The sequence below is a fragment of the Simiduia sp. 21SJ11W-1 genome, from assembly GCF_024138675.1.
Lineage (GTDB): Bacteria > Pseudomonadota > Gammaproteobacteria > Pseudomonadales > Cellvibrionaceae > Simiduia.
Genome location: NZ_CP090959.1, coordinates 1,943,389 through 1,958,270, shown reverse-complemented (window position 1 = coordinate 1,958,270; position 14,882 = coordinate 1,943,389). Strand labels below are relative to the sequence as shown.

Sequence of the window (14,882 nt, the reverse complement as noted above, 5' to 3'; positions counted from 1 at the left end):
TATTACTGCGCTTTTTCGTTAAAACTTGCATCAATTACCGCGCCGCCTAAACACACGTCGCCCAGATAAAACACCGCGTATTGGCCGGGAGTTACCGCTCGTTGAGGCTGATCAAACGCGACCTTCAAGCCACCATTGGGGCCTGCGGTAATTTCGCAAGCCTGATCCGGCTGGCGATACCGGGTTTTGGCGTAGCACCGTAAGGGCAGGGCCGGGGCTGCGTTTATCCAGTGAGGCTCGCTCGCTGTTAGGGTATCGGTATAGAGCGCGTCGTGATCTGTGCCCTGGGCTACTTTTAAGGTGTTGTTGGCAAGATCTTTAGCCACTACAAACCAGGGCTCCTCGGGAAACCCCTTTACACCACCAATGCCAAGGCCCTGGCGCTGGCCCAGCGTGTAATACATCAAGCCGTGGTGCTGGCCAATGCGCTGGCCGTCCATGGTTTCCATGGGGCCGGGCTGGGCCGGTAAATACTGTTCCAGGAAATCTTTAAACCGGCGCTCGCCAATAAAACAAATGCCGGTGGAATCTTTTTTGTTATGGGTTACGAGGTTGTGCTGCTCGGCCAGCTTGCGCACCTGGGGTTTTTCCAGCTCACCCACGGGGAACAGGCTTTTGGCGAACTCTGCCTCACCCACTGCGTGCAGGAAGTAGCTTTGGTCTTTGTTGCCATCAACGCCCTTTTTCAGCAGGGTGTGGCCATTAACGTCTGCCCGGCGCACATAGTGGCCGGTGGCAATATAGTCTGCGCCCAGTGCCTCTGCATATTCCAGAAACACTTTGAATTTGATTTCGCGGTTACAGAGGATGTCGGGGTTAGGGGTTCGCCCGGCCTTGTATTCCTGCAAAAAATGCTCGAAAACGTTATCCCAGTACTCGGCGGCAAAATTGGCTGTGTGCAGCACGATACCAAGCTTCTTACACACGGCTTCGGCATCGGCTAAATCGTCTTTGGCGGTGCAATACTCGGTGCCGTCGTCTTCATCCCAGTTTTTCATGAACAAGCCCTCAACCTGATAGCCTTGCTCCATAAGCAGCAGCGCAGACACAGACGAATCTACGCCGCCAGACATGCCGACAATCACTTTGGCTGGAGGGGTGGGTTGAATACTCATGGGGATACCTCTAGTACTGGGCCGGCGATTCTACCGCCCATGGGTAACAAGCTCCAGAGGCTGCTCGCCAAGCCTTTGGTACTGGGCGATCACATCACCTACCAAGGGGCTGCGCCAAAGGCTCTTTTGGCGATCTAGTTGTGCTTGGGTCAACCACAAGGGCTCTATGATCTCCGGGTCGAGCAGAGCACCTTCAATAGGGCCCAACGCTTTTGCGGCAAAGGTAAATCGCAGGTAGGTCTCGCCATTGGCGGCCAGCAAGCTTGTAACACTCACAAAACCTGTGATCTCAACGGCCCAACCGGTTTCCTCACGGGTTTCGCGCACTGCGGCCTCCACCAGGCTTTCACCCGGCTCCCAGTGACCGGCAGGCTGGTTAATGCGAATTCCTTGCGGCGTATGTTCTTTTACGCACAAAAACTCGGTAGCGCCATCGACCACACGGCAAACAATGGTTGCCACCGTGACATGGGGTGCAAAGGCGCTACTCATCGTGGCGCCCGCTGGCGGCTAGTGTGCGGCTTCTTAGGGCCTGCTTTGGGTCTGCGCGCGTTTTTAGGCGGGCCACCTGCGCCCGCTTGCTCATTATTTGAGCCCGTTTTGGCCCTGGGCGAACCCGAAGAGGGCAAGTGAACTTGTTCTTTGCGCGACTCCCCAGGCACCAGTGTGCCCAGTTTCCAGGGCCCGATAGCCACGCGAATGAGCCTGAGCGTTGGATGGCCAATGGCGGCGGTCATTCGGCGCACCTGCCGGTTGCGGCCTTCGGTAATGGTGATTTCAAGCCAGGTATCTTTGATGTTTTTGCGCACCCGCACGGGCGGGTTACGGGCCCAGAGCCTTGGCGGGGCAATGGTTTTGACTTTAGCGGGCCGGCAGGGGCCATCGTTTAAGGTAACTCCCCGCTGGAGCAGCTGCAGGGCCTGCGGAGCAGGCTCGCCCTCCACCAGCACCCAATAGGTTTTAGGCAGTTTGTGGGTAGGGCTTGCAATACGGTGCTGAAGCTCGCCGTCTGCGGTGAGTAGAAGCAGGCCCTCGGAGTCGTAGTCGAGCCTGCCTGCAGGGTAAACACCCTTGGTATGAACTAAATCCGCAAGCGTGGTCCGGCCCTGATCATCGGTAAACTGGCTTAAAACATTGAAGGGCTTATTTAATAAAACGAGGGTTGCCACGGTGCCTCTGGGTATAGATAAGTCTATAAAAACAGCACTAAAAGCGCGCCGTTCATTGATTTGAGTGATGATGGAACTAACTAACGAAAATCATGGTCGCAGTGGGGCATGCTATCATGCATGGCACTACCGGCGGCAAGCATCGCAGCTGGGCCAGCCTTTCGGGCGCTGCGTTCTTTGCGGCATTTGCCCACGAAAATTCATTAATGAGGGAGCAAGCAATGGGTTATCAGCACATCCAAGTACCGGGCGATGGTGAAAAAATCACCGTCAACAAGGATTTCTCACTCACCGTACCAGACCGGCCAATTATTCCATTTATAGAAGGCGACGGCATAGGCGTAGATATTACCCCCGTGATGCGCAAAGTCACCGATGCAGCCGTTAAAAAAGCCTATGGTGGCAAAAAATCCATTGCCTGGATGGAGGTTTACTGCGGTGAGAAGGCCGCAGAAAAATACTCCGGCGACTGGTTTCCCGCTGAAACCCTCGATGCCATTCGCGAATATGTTGTGGCCATTAAAGGGCCGCTCACCACGCCCGTAGGCGGTGGCTTCAGATCACTAAACGTCGCCCTGCGCCAAGAGATGGACCTCTACGTCTGCCAGCGCCCGGTACGGTGGTTCAAAGGGGTGCCATCGCCCGTAAAAGAGCCCGGCAAAGTAGACATGGTGATTTTCCGTGAAAACTCGGAAGATATTTACGCCGGCATTGAATGGAAGGCGGGAACGCCCGAAGCCCAGAAGGTGGTGGATTTCCTGCAAAAGGAAATGGGCGTGACCAAGATCCGGTTTCCGGAAAATGTGGGCATTGGTATTAAGCCCGTATCCAGTGAAGGCACCAAGCGATTGGTACGCAAGGCCATTCAATACGCCGTAGATCAGGACTTGCCCTCGGTGACCCTGGTTCACAAAGGCAATATCATGAAATTCACCGAGGGTGCCTTCTGCGACTGGGGTTACGAGCTGGCGCGCGATGAATTTGGTGCCAAACCCCTTGATGGCGGCCCATGGCACGCCTTTAGCAACCCCAAAACCGGTAAGCAAATAGTCATTAAAGACGTGATTGCCGATGCCATGTTGCAACAGATTCTGCTGCGCCCGGCGGAATACGATGTTATCGCCACCCTTAACCTCAATGGCGATTACCTCTCTGACGCCCTGGCGGCACAAGTAGGTGGCATAGGCATCGCCCCTGGCGCCAACAATTCAGATGCCGTGGCCTTGTTTGAGGCAACCCACGGCACAGCCCCAAAGTATGCCGGCCAAGATAAGGTAAACCCCGGCTCACTGATTCTTTCGGCTGAAATGATGCTACGGCATTTAGGTTGGCGAGAAGCTGCAGATCTCATTATTGAAGGTGTGGAAGGTGCCATTGCCGATAAAACAGTCACCTATGATTTTGAGCGGCTTATGGATGATGCAACGCTGTTGTCGTGCTCGGCGTTTGGGGATGCAATTATCAAGAAAATCAGCTGAATTAGAGAATATGTTGATTTAGATGCCAAAAAAGCCCCGAGTTCGGGGCTTTTTTGTTGAATTCACAAAAAAGGTAGAGGGCGTTAAGGTGCTAGTTAGCTACAGCTTTCAGGTGCGGGCGCTGTACTTCGGGCGCCGCAGGCTGCTCTGCATCACTGGCTTGAATATTGGTGGCGTGCAAGCCTTTATCGCCTTCAACAACATCAAAGGTGACCTGCTGGCCGGCTTTGAGCGTACGGTAGCCGTCCATCTGAATAGCAGAGTAGTGAGCAAATAGATCTTCACCACCGCTATCTGGCAGTATAAAGCCGTAGCCCTTAGCGTTGTTAAACCACTTAACTGTACCTGTAGGCATAGGTAAATCCTTCTATTGCCTTGATTTGAAACGTGTTTTTATAGTTTTTATAAAAGCACAACCTTCTAAAAACAACAGCCGGCCCTTGTGAGGGGCGGAATCGGTACCCATATGTGTTAAAGGTACCGACAAATGTGGTTAAAAAGTAACTGGATAAGTCATCTTTTAACCAACTGGGACGCATCTGTCAAGGGATAGGGCTAGTTACCGGGTAATCCTGGCGAACTTAGGTAAAATGGCGCTGTCAAAATTAGCAACTCACAGTGGACCAACATGGGAAATCTTAAATTTCTTCAACTAACATTAAGTAGTCATGGCGATGAAGGTGAAGACGACGTTGGTCACGACCGGGGGGTAGCCGTACAAGAGGCCAAGCCCACATTAAAGCGCCCGTCGATGTACAAGGTAGTTTTAATGAACGATGACTATACGCCAATGGATTTTGTGGTTGAGGTGCTGGAAAGCTTCTTCTCCATGAACAGGGAGAAGGCCGTTAAAGTCATGTTGCAAGTCCATACGCAGGGTAAAGGCGTATGTGGAGTGTATACCCGGGACATAGCGGAAACGAAAGCCGCGCAGGTTAACCAGTATGCACGCGAGAACCAGCACCCGCTTCTGTGTGAAATTGAAGCCGCTGGTGAAGGTGACGAAGCTTAGAGGTTTACTAAAGATGTTAAGCAAAGACTTAGAAGTTACCTTGAACCTGGCCTTCAAAGGGGCCAGGGCAAAGCGCCATGAATTCATGACGGTAGAGCACTTGTTACTTGCACTGCTGGATAATGAATCTGCCGCCACCGTACTCAGAGCCTGTGGCGCAGATATCAACAAACTTAGAAAAGAACTCATTGAGTTTGTAGACTCCACAACCCCGTTAATTCCCGAGAATGATTCTGAGCGGGAAACCCAGCCCACGCTCGGCTTCCAGCGGGTGTTGCAGCGCGCGGTGTTTCACGTTCAGTCTTCCGGTAAAAAAGAAGTCACCGGCGCCAATGTGCTTGTGGCCATTTTTAGCGAGCAGGAAAGCCAGGCGGTTTACTACCTCAAGCAGCAATCTATTGCCCGCATTGATGTGGTGAACTTCATCACCCACGGCATTTCAAAAGTTTCTGGCCACTCTGGCCATGCTGCGCCCGAGCAGAGCCCAGATGCTGTAGACGAAGAGGCAGTGGCAGAATCCGGCGCCCAGCAAAGCCCGCTAGACAGCTTTACCACTAACTTAAACGAGCTGGCTGCCACCGGTAAAATCGACCCATTGGTAGGCCGCGACGACGAAGTAGAGCGGGTGGCCCAGGTACTTGCCAGGCGGCGGAAAAACAACCCGCTACTGGTGGGCGAGTCTGGCGTGGGTAAAACCGCCATAGCAGAAGGTTTGGCGAAGAAAATTGTAGACGGTGAAGTGCCCGAAACACTGCTCGACTCGGTAGTTTATTCACTTGATCTGGGGTCGCTCTTGGCAGGTACAAAATACCGCGGCGACTTCGAGAAGCGTTTTAAGGGCTTACTGGCCGATCTTCGCAAACAAGAAAACGCCGTGCTGTTCATCGATGAAATCCACACAATTATTGGTGCAGGCGCGGCCTCCGGTGGCGTGATGGATGCCTCTAATCTGTTAAAGCCATTGCTTACCTCCGGTGAAATGCGTTGCATTGGCTCCACTACTTTCCAGGAATACCGCGGCATCTTTGAAAAAGATCGCGCGCTCTCACGCCGCTTCCAAAAGATCGACGTGAACGAGCCTTCGGTTGAAGATACCTACCTCATATTGAAGGGGCTTAAGAGCCGGTTTGAAGAGCACCACGGCCTGAAATACACCGATACCGCATTGCGCGCAGCCGCCGAGCTTGCAGGCAAATACATTAACGATCGCTTCATGCCCGACAAGGCCATTGATGTCATCGACGAGGCCGGTGCCTTCCAGCAATTGCAACCTGCCAATAAACGCAAAAAGCAAATTGGCGTGGCCGACATTGAAGCCATGGTGGCAAAAATTGCACGTATCCCAACCAAAAGTGTATCCAGCAACGACAAAGAGCAGCTGCGCACGCTGGAAGAACAGCTGCAAATGGTGGTGTTCGGCCAAGATGAAGCTGTGGCTACCATTGCCACCTCCATTAAGCTTGCCCGTGCAGGGCTTGGCTCTGGCGACAAGCCCATCGGGTCTTTCTTGTTAGCCGGGCCAACGGGTGTCGGCAAAACCGAAATTTGCCGCCAGCTTTCCAAAATTATGGGCATAGAACTGCTGCGCTTTGATATGTCTGAATACATGGAGCGGCACACGGTATCGCGCCTGATTGGTGCGCCACCCGGCTACGTGGGCTTTGATCAAGGTGGCCTGCTGACCGATGCTGTAACCAAGCACCCGCACAGCGTGGTGCTGTTGGATGAAATTGAAAAGGCGCACCCTGAGGTTTTCAACCTGTTACTGCAGGTGATGGACCACGGTACCCTCACCGACAACAACGGCCGCAAAGCCGATTTCCGCAACGTGATTTTGGTGATGACCACCAACGCCGGTGCACATGTGCTCAGCAAGCGCTCAATGGGCTTTACCGATCAAGACAACAGTACCGATGGCATGGAAGAAATTAAGAAGTCTTTCACGCCGGAGTTCAGAAACAGACTCGATGCCATAGTGCAATTTGCGCCGCTCACGCTGAATGTCATCAAAACTGTGGTGGATAAGTTCCTGGTTGAATTACAGGTGCAGCTGGATGATAAACACGTACAGCTCAATGTAACCGAGGCCGCCCGTGAGTGGCTGGCAGTAAACGGTTACGATGAAAAAATGGGCGCGCGCCCCATGGCCCGTTTGATTCAAGAGAAGATCAAGAAGCCCTTGGCAGAAATGGTCTTGTTTGGCGAGCTGGCAGAGTCGGGCGGCCTTGTGACTGTAGATGAAGAGGGCGGGCAATTGGTGGTAAACACCGAAAGTGAAAAAGAACCCGCCATGAGTTAGTGCAGATCCTACAGGCAATAAAAAAGGCAGCTGGGCTGCCTTTTTTATTGCCTGTAGGCCTAGCTTACGCGCTCTACGCAAGCGGCCTTGAAGGCGGTAAATTTATTAACGTGCGCGGTAGGTAATGCGGCCCTTGGACAAATCGTAAGGGGTAAGCTCAACCTTTACTTTGTCGCCGGTTAAGATGCGGATATAGTTTTTACGCATCTTGCCTGAAATGTGTGCAATTACCACATGACCGTTTTCTAACTTAACTTTAAAGGTGGTGTTTGGCAGTGTATCTACCACTTCACCTTCCATTTCAATATGATCTTCGCGTGCCATCCGGCAATGTCCTCTTTGATGCATACGTTGGCCGGAAAATGGGCCAATTTCGAGAAGGCGGCAATTGTGCACTAATTCACCGCGATCGCCAAGGACAGTGGCCATTAATTTGCCGATAATCGCGCCCAAAAGCCGGCTCTAAAGCATTCCAGCGGTTGATATTGGGTTTTATAGTTCATTTTTTGGCAATCCCGAATCCAATAACCCAGGTAGAGGTAGGGCAGGCCAAGCCGGTTCGCCCAATGAATTTGCTGCAAAATGAACCAGCTACCCAGGCTGCGGGCGCTTAAGGCCGGGTCGAAAAAGGTATAAACCGCAGATAACCCCTGTTCCAGTTGATCGCAAACGGCAACCCCCACAAGCTTGCCGTCGGCGCGCGCCACCAAAAAGCGCGTAATACCCCATTCAGTGGTTAAAAAGCCTTGGTATTGCGAGCGGCTGGGCGGGTACATATCGCCATCCTGATGGCGCTCGGCAATATAGCGCGCATAGAGGGCGTAACACTCATCGGTATCTATGGAATCTACCAGTTCAAGCTGCAGGTCTCTGTTGCGCTTGAGGGTTCGTTTCTGGGTACGATTGGGTTTGAAGTCCTGCAGGCGTACACGAACCGGCAAGCAAGCACTGCATTCGGCACACTGTGGCCGGTACACATGTTGGCCTGAACGCCGGAACCCCAAATCTGAAAGGCGACTGTAGAGCGCCGGGGTCATAGGGGCCTCAGGGTCTACAAATACCGTTGTGGCCTCTTGATCATCCAAATAGCTACAGGGATGAGGGTGGGTCGAAAACAGCTTGAGGTTAATAGAGCTAGACATGCATGAGTTCCGGGCGCAGGCGCCAATCGGCCTTGGTATCAAGATCGCATGCTTTTAGCATAGCTTCAAAGGCCTGGCGGTCATAGAGCTCGGCCCCCATAGAGGCCAGGTGATCGGTGTGCATTTGGCAGTCTATTGCCTGTATGCCCCAGGCCTCTGCGTGGCGTGCCAGTGCCACAAGGGCCACCTTTGAGGCGTTGGGGTGTAAAGAGAACATGGACTCACCAAAAAACTGGCCCCCGATGCACACGCCATACAGGCCGCCCACCAGCTCGCCTGCCAACCAGATCTCAACGCTGTGGGCATAACCTAAGGCGTGCAGCGTGCAGTAGGCCTGCTGCATAGAAGGCAAAATCCAGGTGCCGGAGGCTTTGCGCAAGCTCGCACAATGGCCTATCACCTCTTTGAATGCAGTATCAAAGCGCACCTCAAAGGCATCTTTACGCATGGCTTTGCGCAGGCTGCGCGATATGTGAACGCGGGCGGGCAACAACACCATGCGCGGCGCCGGCGACCACCAGAGTATGACGTCTTCTTCATCAAACCAAGGGAATATGCCATGGCGGTAGGCCAGCAAAAGCCAGGCAGGGGTAAGGGCGCCACCGGCGGCCAGGAGTCCGTTTGGGTCTTTTAATGCAGTATGGGTGGGCGGAAATCGGGGTGTATCAGGGGGCAGCCAGGGGATCAAGCGACAACTCCTTTATGTAGCGCAGGTTATCAGCTTAACCCCCGAGGGCAATTTAGGCTAAATCATCCAGGTATTTTTCTGCATCGAGCGCCGCCATACAGCCTGAGCCTGCCGAGGTAATCGCCTGGCGGTAAATGTGGTCAGACACATCGCCCGCAGCGTAAACACCCTCTACCGAGGTGTGGGTAGCGCCACCGTTCAAGCCAGATTGCACCACAATATAGCCATCTTTCATTTCCAGCTGGCCCTGGAAGATGTCGGTATTGGGCTTGTGGCCAATGGCAATAAATACGCCCTGAACATCCAGCTCCTGGGTGCTGCCGTCTTGGGTACTTTTAACGCGGATGCCCGTTACACCTGAGTCGTCGCCCAGCACTTCATCCAATGTGTGGTTCCACATGAGTGTCACATTGCCGTTTTTCGCCTTCTCAAACAGCTTGTCTTGCAGAATTTTCTCAGAGCGCAAGCTGTCGCGGCGGTGTACCAGAATTACCTCAGAGGCAATATTAGAGAGGTAAAGCGCCTCTTCAACAGCGGTGTTGCCGCCGCCTACCACCACCACTTTTTGATCGCGGTAGAAGAAGCCATCACAGGTAGCACAAGCAGATACGCCACGGCCCATAAAGGCCTCTTCAGAGGGCAGGCCAAGGTACTGGGCGCTGGCACCGGTACAAATGATGAGCGCATCACAGCTGTAAGTGCTGGAGCCTTTCAAAATGAACGGCCGCTGGTTTAAATCAACCGAATCGATATGATCAAACAAAATTTCGGTGTCGAAGCGCTCGGCATGCTGTTGCATCTGCACCATCAGATCAGGGCCTTGCAGGTCGTGTACACCACCAGGCCAATTCTCCACCTCAGTGGTTGTGGTAAGCTGGCCGCCTTGTTGCATGCCAGTAATTACCACGGGCTTCAGGTTGGCGCGTGCCGCGTAAATTGCGGCGGTGTAACCGGCCGGGCCTGAGCCCAGAATGATGAGGCGATGGTGCTTGATGTCGCTCATAGGGTCGTCCTGATTCTATAGGTTGTGTTAGGTGATGCCCCATCAATGGGGGCAAGCTGGCCCAAATTCTAGGGACAGCATCAAATTTGGCAAATTGTATCGCTTAATCTATCGGATAACAGTTAGCTATAGCGGGTATTTATCGCTTTTGTTTACTTTAAGAAAAGCGTATAACATATTGATTATTAAGTTATTAGTTGCTTTGCGTGCAAGTGCACAAACAAAGCTTGTTGAAAAAGGGTGAGCGATTGAAGTCCTTGGAACAAACCCAAACCGCGAGCGCCACCAAGGTGGTAGGCCGTGCCGTCACCGAAGGTACGCTTATCGGGCTGTTGGTAGTCTGTGCTTTTTTAACGCTGATTTTGGCCACCTACGATCCGGTAGATCCGGGCTGGTCTAGCACTGGCTTGAACCGCGTGGTGAGCAATGCCGGCGGGCCTTTTGGCGCCTGGCTTGCCGATGTGTTTATGTCGTTATTCGGCTATATGGCCTACCTGTTCCCGTGGCTATTGGGCTGGCGCGCCTGGCTGATCTTTCGGGATCGCAAATCCAACCGCGGCTTCGATGGCCTGCTGCTCAGCCTGAGGCTCATGGGCCTGGTGTTACTGATGATTGGCGGCACAGGGCTCATCGCACTGCACCAAACGGGCGAGGCAAACCTGCCTTTCTCTGAGGGTGGGCTGCTAGGCGCATCGGTTTCTGCAGCGCTCGATGGCGCCTTCAGCTTCGTGGGCGCCTCCATGATTTTATTGGCCAGCCTGTTGTTTGGCTTAACGGTGTTTGCCGATCTCAGCTGGATCCGGCTGATGGATAACACCGGCCGCATTACCCTGGCTGTACTGGAATGGGCGCGCGCCAAATGGGCTCAGCGTCGCCAGCAGCGCCGGGAAACCGCCCAGGCACAGGCCTCACAAAAGGCCCGCCGCAAGGCGATTGCAGCGCAGGTAGAAAAGCAGGAAAAGCGCGAGCCCATTCTTATTGAGTCGCCCGTCAAGAAAAAAGCGCCCAGCCCGAGAGTTGAAAAGGAAAAACAGACATCCCTGTTTGTGGACACCACCGTAGATGGCGAGCTGCCTAAAATCAGCCTGCTGGAACCTGCCGACGACAATCGCGGTAAAGGCTACAGCAAAGAAAACCTGGAGGCGCTCTCCAAGCTATTGGAACTCAAGCTTGCGGATTTCAACATCAGCGCCGAAGTGGTTTCCGTATTGCCAGGGCCCGTGGTCACCCGCTTTGAAATACAGCCGGCACCGGGTGTAAAGGTGTCGCGCATTACCAACCTTGCCAAGGATTTGGCGCGTTCGCTGGCGGTAATCAGCGTGCGGGTAGTGGAGGTGATTCCAGGCAAATCGGTTGTGGGTATTGAGATCCCGAACGAGCACCGTGAGATGGTGCGCTTGAGCGAAGTCTTGGCATCCTCGGTTTACGATCGCGCCAAATCGCCCCTTACCATGGCTCTGGGGCACGACATCGCCGGCGAACCGGTGATTGCAGATCTCGCCAAAATGCCGCACCTGCTGGTTGCCGGTACCACAGGCTCCGGTAAGTCCGTGGGCGTGAATGTGATGCTGTTGAGCCTTTTGTACAAATCGACGCCCAAGGAAGTGCGCTTGATCTTGGTGGACCCCAAGATGCTTGAGCTTTCAATCTACGATGACATTCCGCACCTGCTCACGCCGGTAATCACAGATATGAAAGACGCCGCCAACGGCCTGCGCTGGTGTGTGGGTGAAATGGAGCGCCGCTACAAACTGATGGCAGCGCTCGGCGTGCGCAACCTGGCAGGCTTTAATCGCAAAATTGAAGATGCCATTAAGGCCGGCCAGCCCATCAAAGATCCGCTATTTGTGGCCGATGAAAACTTCACCCCCGGTGAATCAGTGGCCGAGGCGCCAGACCTGGAAACCTTGCCTGCCATTGTGGTGGTGATTGATGAATTCGCCGACATGATGATGATCGTCGGCAAAAAAGTTGAACAATTGATCGCCCGCATTGCCCAAAAAGCACGGGCTGCGGGTATTCATTTGATTCTGGCCACCCAGCGCCCCTCGGTGGACGTAATTACCGGTTTGATTAAGGCAAACGTGCCTACGCGCATTGCGTTTCAGGTGTCGTCGAAAATCGATTCACGCACCATTCTGGATCAAGGCGGTGCTGAACAGCTGCTAGGCCACGGAGACATGCTCTACTTGCCGCCCGGCACTTCTGTACCGGTGCGCGTACACGGCGCCTTTGTGGATGATCACGAAGTACACGCCGTAGTAGACGATTGGAAAAAGCGCGGCAAGCCCAATTACCTGGACGACATCATTGATGAAAGCACCAATAGCATTCCGGTACCGGGGCTTGCCACAGAAGGCGAGGAGGGCGGCGATAGCGAGTCAGACCCGCTTTACGATGAAGCGCTGGCGTTCGTTACAGAAACCCGCAAAGCCTCTATTTCATCGGTGCAGCGTAAATTGCGTATTGGCTACAACCGCGCAGCCCGCCTGATTGAAGCCATGGAAGAGGCGGGCGTGGTTTCCAGTATGGGCACTAACGGCAACCGTGAAGTACTCGCGCCGGCACCACCGAAACACTAAAATTTCAAGAGTATTCGTTATGAAAGCCACCCACGCAGTGAATTGTTTTGCCAGGCAGCTGTTAACGGCCTGCGCCTTGCTGGCAAGCGTTTGCACTCACGCCGCACCGGTTGACGACCTGACCAAAGTGTTAAACAACATGCGTAGCGCCGAGGGCAATTTTGAACAATCGCTACAAGATGCCAAAGGCAATGCCTTGCAGGCAAGTGAAGGCCAGTTTGCCGTAAAAAAGCCCGGCAAATTCAAATGGCTCACGCAAACACCTTTCCCGCAAACCCTTGTGAGCAATGGCCAGCAATTATGGCTCTATGATCCCGACCTTGAGCAGGCAAGCGTGAGCAAGATCAGTGAAAAAATGGCGCAAACGCCCGCCGTTTTACTGAGCGGCGACAGCGCCAAAATTGCAAGCCAATACGATGTCAGCAAACTTGAAAGCAACAATCAGCAATCAGCGTTCCAGCTAATTAGCCGCAGCAACACCGCAGATTTCAAGCGTATAGAGGCCCACTTTAAAGGCGAAACCCTGGTGGCCATGGTGCTGTTTGATAAGGCCGGCAACGTCACTAAATTCAGTTTTAGCCAAGTTGCGCTCAACACCGAGCTACCCGATAGCCACTTTGAATTTGCACCACCGGCCGGTACCGACATTATTCAGAATGACTAACGATCTTTTTGAGGCCAGTGCGCAAGGCTACCAACCGCTGGCTGCACGATTAAGAGCAACAGTACTGGAAGACTATGTAGGCCAACAGCATCTGCTGGGTGAAGGTAAACCCCTGCGAGAGTGCTTAAGCGGCGGGCAAATTCACTCCATGATTTTATGGGGCCCGCCCGGGGTGGGCAAAACAACCCTTGCACGCATGCTGGCAAACCAGGTTGACGCTTGTTTCTTCACGCTCTCTGCTGTTATGGCCGGCGTGAAAGACATTCGCGCCGTGGTTGAACAAGCCAAGCAGCGCCGCCAAACCCACAATCAAAAAGCCTTGCTGTTTGTCGATGAGGTGCACAGGTTCAATAAAAGCCAGCAAGATGCCTTTTTACCCTACATAGAAGATGGCACGTTTATTTTTGTTGGCGCCACCACAGAAAACCCCAGTTTCGAACTCAACAACGCGCTGCTGTCGCGCTGCCGCGTGTATGTGTTGCGCGGCCTGGATGACGCAGCACTGATGCAGCTGGTTGAGCGCGCGGTCTCTGATGCTGAAAACGGGCTCGGCAAATTAAACCTTCAGCTAACCCAAGAGGTTAAAGCCAAGCTGTGTAACGCCGCAGATGGTGACGCCAGGCGGCTGTTAAACTTGCTGGAAATTGCGGCAGATCTTGCAGAAACCCATGCGCAGGGTGCAACTATTTCAGATGCGGTTGTGGAAGAAGTCTTAAAGAGTGATGTGCGTCGCTTTGATAAAGGCGGCGATAAATTTTACGACCAGATTTCAGCCATGCATAAATCGGTGCGCGGCTCCAATCCAGATGGCGCGCTCTACTGGTTTGCCCGCATGCTTGATGGCGGTTGCGACCCTCTCTATGTGGCCCGGCGGGTGGTGCGCATGGCCAGTGAAGATATCGGCAACGCAGACCCGCGCGCACTGGATATCGCCCTCTCTGCATGGGATGTCCAATCGCGCCTGGGCAGCCCCGAAGGGGAGCTTGCCATAGCCCAGGCGCTCACCTACCTGGCGGCCGCCCCCAAAAGTAACGCCGTGTACAAAGCCTTTAACCAGGCCATGGCCGATGTAAAAGCAGACCCAAGCTTTGATGTGCCACTGCACCTGCGCAATGCGCCCACCAAACTGATGAAAAGCGAAGGTTATGGTGCGCAATATCGCTACGCACACGATGAACCAGATGCCTACGCCGCCGGTGAAAATTATCTGCCAGAGGCCATCAGCCGCCGGCGCTATTACAAGCCGGTTAGCCGAGGGCTTGAAATAAAAATCGCTGAAAAGCTTGAAAGGCTTGCCGAACTCGACAGGCAAAGCCCCCATAAGCGCTGGCCGGAGCTTGACCTGTGATCTGGCTGGCCATCGCTGCCGGTGGTGCCTTGGGTGCCGTGGCACGCTACGCGGTGAACCTATGGCTTTACCCGGTGTTTGAGCAGCGCGTGCCGCTGCCCACACTCATGGTTAATTTGGTGGGCTCGGCACTCATGGGCGTGGCCTATGTGTGGCTCATTGAACGCGGCAGCTACCACCCGGTGCTTCGGCATCTGCTCATGACGGGCTTCCTCGGCGCTTTTACCACCTTTTCGGCCTTCTCACTGGATGCGTTCAGCCTTATGCGAAACGGCGCCACCCTCATGGCCCTGGGCTATGTACTCCTGAGTGTGACCAGCTGTATCATTGCCGTTTCTCTTGCCATCAAAATCACCAGCGAATACCTGTAATACGAGACCGA

15 protein-coding genes are annotated in these 14,882 nt (G+C 53.8%); 7 read left to right on the top strand and 8 right to left on the bottom strand.

The features are described 5' to 3' along the window. Window positions 1-2: 2 nt before the first annotated feature. From mnmA to L1F30_RS08640, 3 genes are read right to left on the bottom strand one after another with little or no spacing between them, the layout of a single operon-like run. A complete protein-coding gene (mnmA, locus tag L1F30_RS08650; RefSeq protein WP_253361671.1) occupies window positions 3-1,115 on the bottom strand; it encodes a tRNA 2-thiouridine(34) synthase MnmA in 1,113 nt (370 codons plus the stop codon). Between the two features lie 30 nt (window positions 1,116-1,145). Further along, window positions 1,146-1,607, bottom strand: a complete 462-nt coding sequence (locus L1F30_RS08645) for an NUDIX domain-containing protein (protein ID WP_253361669.1) — start codon at window positions 1,605-1,607, stop codon at window positions 1,146-1,148. Next, entirely contained in the window at window positions 1,604-2,284 is a 681-nt protein-coding gene (locus L1F30_RS08640) for a pseudouridine synthase (RefSeq protein ID WP_253361667.1), read from the bottom strand. The genes L1F30_RS08645 and L1F30_RS08640 overlap by 4 nt, the downstream gene beginning before the upstream one ends. 221 nt (window positions 2,285-2,505) lie before the next feature. Here L1F30_RS08640 and icd point away from each other — a divergent pair, with 221 nt between their 5' ends. Beyond that, window positions 2,506-3,762 (top strand): NADP-dependent isocitrate dehydrogenase, encoded by a 1,257-nt coding sequence (icd, locus tag L1F30_RS08635; protein WP_253361665.1) that lies wholly within the window; start codon window positions 2,506-2,508, stop codon window positions 3,760-3,762. A 91-nt stretch (window positions 3,763-3,853) separates the two neighbouring features. Here icd and cspD read toward each other — a convergent pair whose 3' ends face one another. Continuing rightward, a complete protein-coding gene (gene cspD / locus L1F30_RS08630; protein WP_253361663.1) occupies window positions 3,854-4,117 on the bottom strand; it encodes a cold shock domain-containing protein CspD in 264 nt (87 codons plus the stop codon). Between the two features lie 273 nt (window positions 4,118-4,390). Here cspD and clpS point away from each other — a divergent pair, with 273 nt between their 5' ends. Both clpS and clpA read left to right on the top strand, forming a co-directional pair. Next, window positions 4,391-4,774 (top strand): ATP-dependent Clp protease adapter ClpS, encoded by a 384-nt coding sequence (clpS, locus tag L1F30_RS08625; RefSeq protein WP_253361661.1) that lies wholly within the window; start codon window positions 4,391-4,393, stop codon window positions 4,772-4,774. A 13-nt stretch (window positions 4,775-4,787) separates the two neighbouring features. Continuing rightward, window positions 4,788-7,073 (top strand): ATP-dependent Clp protease ATP-binding subunit ClpA, encoded by a 2,286-nt coding sequence (gene clpA / locus L1F30_RS08620; protein WP_253361659.1) that lies wholly within the window; start codon window positions 4,788-4,790, stop codon window positions 7,071-7,073. A 105-nt stretch (window positions 7,074-7,178) separates the two neighbouring features. Here clpA and infA read toward each other — a convergent pair whose 3' ends face one another. The 4 genes from infA to trxB form a co-directional block, all read right to left on the bottom strand. Continuing rightward, window positions 7,179-7,397: a translation initiation factor IF-1 gene (gene infA / locus L1F30_RS08615; RefSeq protein WP_015046008.1), complete on the bottom strand. Its 219-nt coding sequence runs from the start codon at window positions 7,395-7,397 to the stop codon at window positions 7,179-7,181. A 104-nt stretch (window positions 7,398-7,501) separates the two neighbouring features. Then, window positions 7,502-8,215: an arginyltransferase gene (locus tag L1F30_RS08610; protein ID WP_253361657.1), complete on the bottom strand. Its 714-nt coding sequence runs from the start codon at window positions 8,213-8,215 to the stop codon at window positions 7,502-7,504. Beyond that, on the bottom strand, window positions 8,208-8,903 hold the full coding sequence (gene aat, locus L1F30_RS08605) for a leucyl/phenylalanyl-tRNA--protein transferase (protein WP_253361655.1): 696 nt from the start codon (window positions 8,901-8,903) through the stop codon (window positions 8,208-8,210). Before aat ends, L1F30_RS08610 begins: the two co-directional genes overlap by 8 nt. Window positions 8,904-8,955: 52 nt before the next feature. Beyond that, complete coding sequence (trxB, locus tag L1F30_RS08600; protein ID WP_253361653.1) at window positions 8,956-9,906, bottom strand: thioredoxin-disulfide reductase; 951 nt, start codon at window positions 9,904-9,906, stop codon at window positions 8,956-8,958. 248 nt (window positions 9,907-10,154) lie between these two features. Between trxB and L1F30_RS08595 the strand changes: the two genes are divergently transcribed. Genes L1F30_RS08595 through crcB form a run of 4 tightly spaced genes read left to right on the top strand, consistent with a single transcriptional unit; the run spans window position 10,155 to window position 14,871 of the window. Next, the gene (locus L1F30_RS08595) at window positions 10,155-12,488 is read left to right on the top strand and encodes a DNA translocase FtsK (protein WP_253361651.1); all 2,334 of its coding nucleotides are present in this window, start codon (window positions 10,155-10,157) and stop codon (window positions 12,486-12,488) included. A gap of 19 nt (window positions 12,489-12,507) precedes the next feature. Next, window positions 12,508-13,152, top strand: a complete 645-nt coding sequence (gene lolA, locus L1F30_RS08590) for an outer membrane lipoprotein chaperone LolA (protein WP_253361649.1) — start codon at window positions 12,508-12,510, stop codon at window positions 13,150-13,152. Beyond that, window positions 13,145-14,500: a replication-associated recombination protein A gene (locus L1F30_RS08585; RefSeq protein ID WP_253361646.1), complete on the top strand. Its 1,356-nt coding sequence runs from the start codon at window positions 13,145-13,147 to the stop codon at window positions 14,498-14,500. The genes lolA and L1F30_RS08585 overlap by 8 nt, the downstream gene beginning before the upstream one ends. Continuing rightward, window positions 14,497-14,871: a fluoride efflux transporter CrcB gene (gene crcB / locus L1F30_RS08580; protein ID WP_253361644.1), complete on the top strand. Its 375-nt coding sequence runs from the start codon at window positions 14,497-14,499 to the stop codon at window positions 14,869-14,871. The genes L1F30_RS08585 and crcB overlap by 4 nt, the downstream gene beginning before the upstream one ends. Window positions 14,872-14,882 lie beyond the last annotated feature (11 nt).

Bases quoted from the DNA above. Each gene is read 5' to 3' on its own strand.
- mnmA (WP_253361671.1), bottom strand. From the start codon at position 1,115: ATGAGTATTCAACCCACCCCTCCAGCCAAAGTGATTGTCGGCATGTCT.
- L1F30_RS08645 (WP_253361669.1), bottom strand. From the start codon at position 1,607: ATGAGTAGCGCCTTTGCACCCCATGTCACGGTGGCAACCATTGTTTGC.
- icd (WP_253361665.1), top strand. From the start codon at position 2,506: ATGGGTTATCAGCACATCCAAGTACCGGGCGATGGTGAAAAAATCACC.
- cspD (WP_253361663.1), bottom strand. From the start codon at position 4,117: ATGCCTACAGGTACAGTTAAGTGGTTTAACAACGCTAAGGGCTACGGC.
- clpS (WP_253361661.1), top strand. From the start codon at position 4,391: ATGGGAAATCTTAAATTTCTTCAACTAACATTAAGTAGTCATGGCGAT.
- clpA (WP_253361659.1), top strand. From the start codon at position 4,788: ATGTTAAGCAAAGACTTAGAAGTTACCTTGAACCTGGCCTTCAAAGGG.
- infA (WP_015046008.1), bottom strand. From the start codon at position 7,397: ATGGCACGCGAAGATCATATTGAAATGGAAGGTGAAGTGGTAGATACA.
- L1F30_RS08610 (WP_253361657.1), bottom strand. From the start codon at position 8,215: ATGTCTAGCTCTATTAACCTCAAGCTGTTTTCGACCCACCCTCATCCC.
- trxB (WP_253361653.1), bottom strand. From the start codon at position 9,906: ATGAGCGACATCAAGCACCATCGCCTCATCATTCTGGGCTCAGGCCCG.
- lolA (WP_253361649.1), top strand. From the start codon at position 12,508: ATGAAAGCCACCCACGCAGTGAATTGTTTTGCCAGGCAGCTGTTAACG.
- L1F30_RS08585 (WP_253361646.1), top strand. From the start codon at position 13,145: ATGACTAACGATCTTTTTGAGGCCAGTGCGCAAGGCTACCAACCGCTG.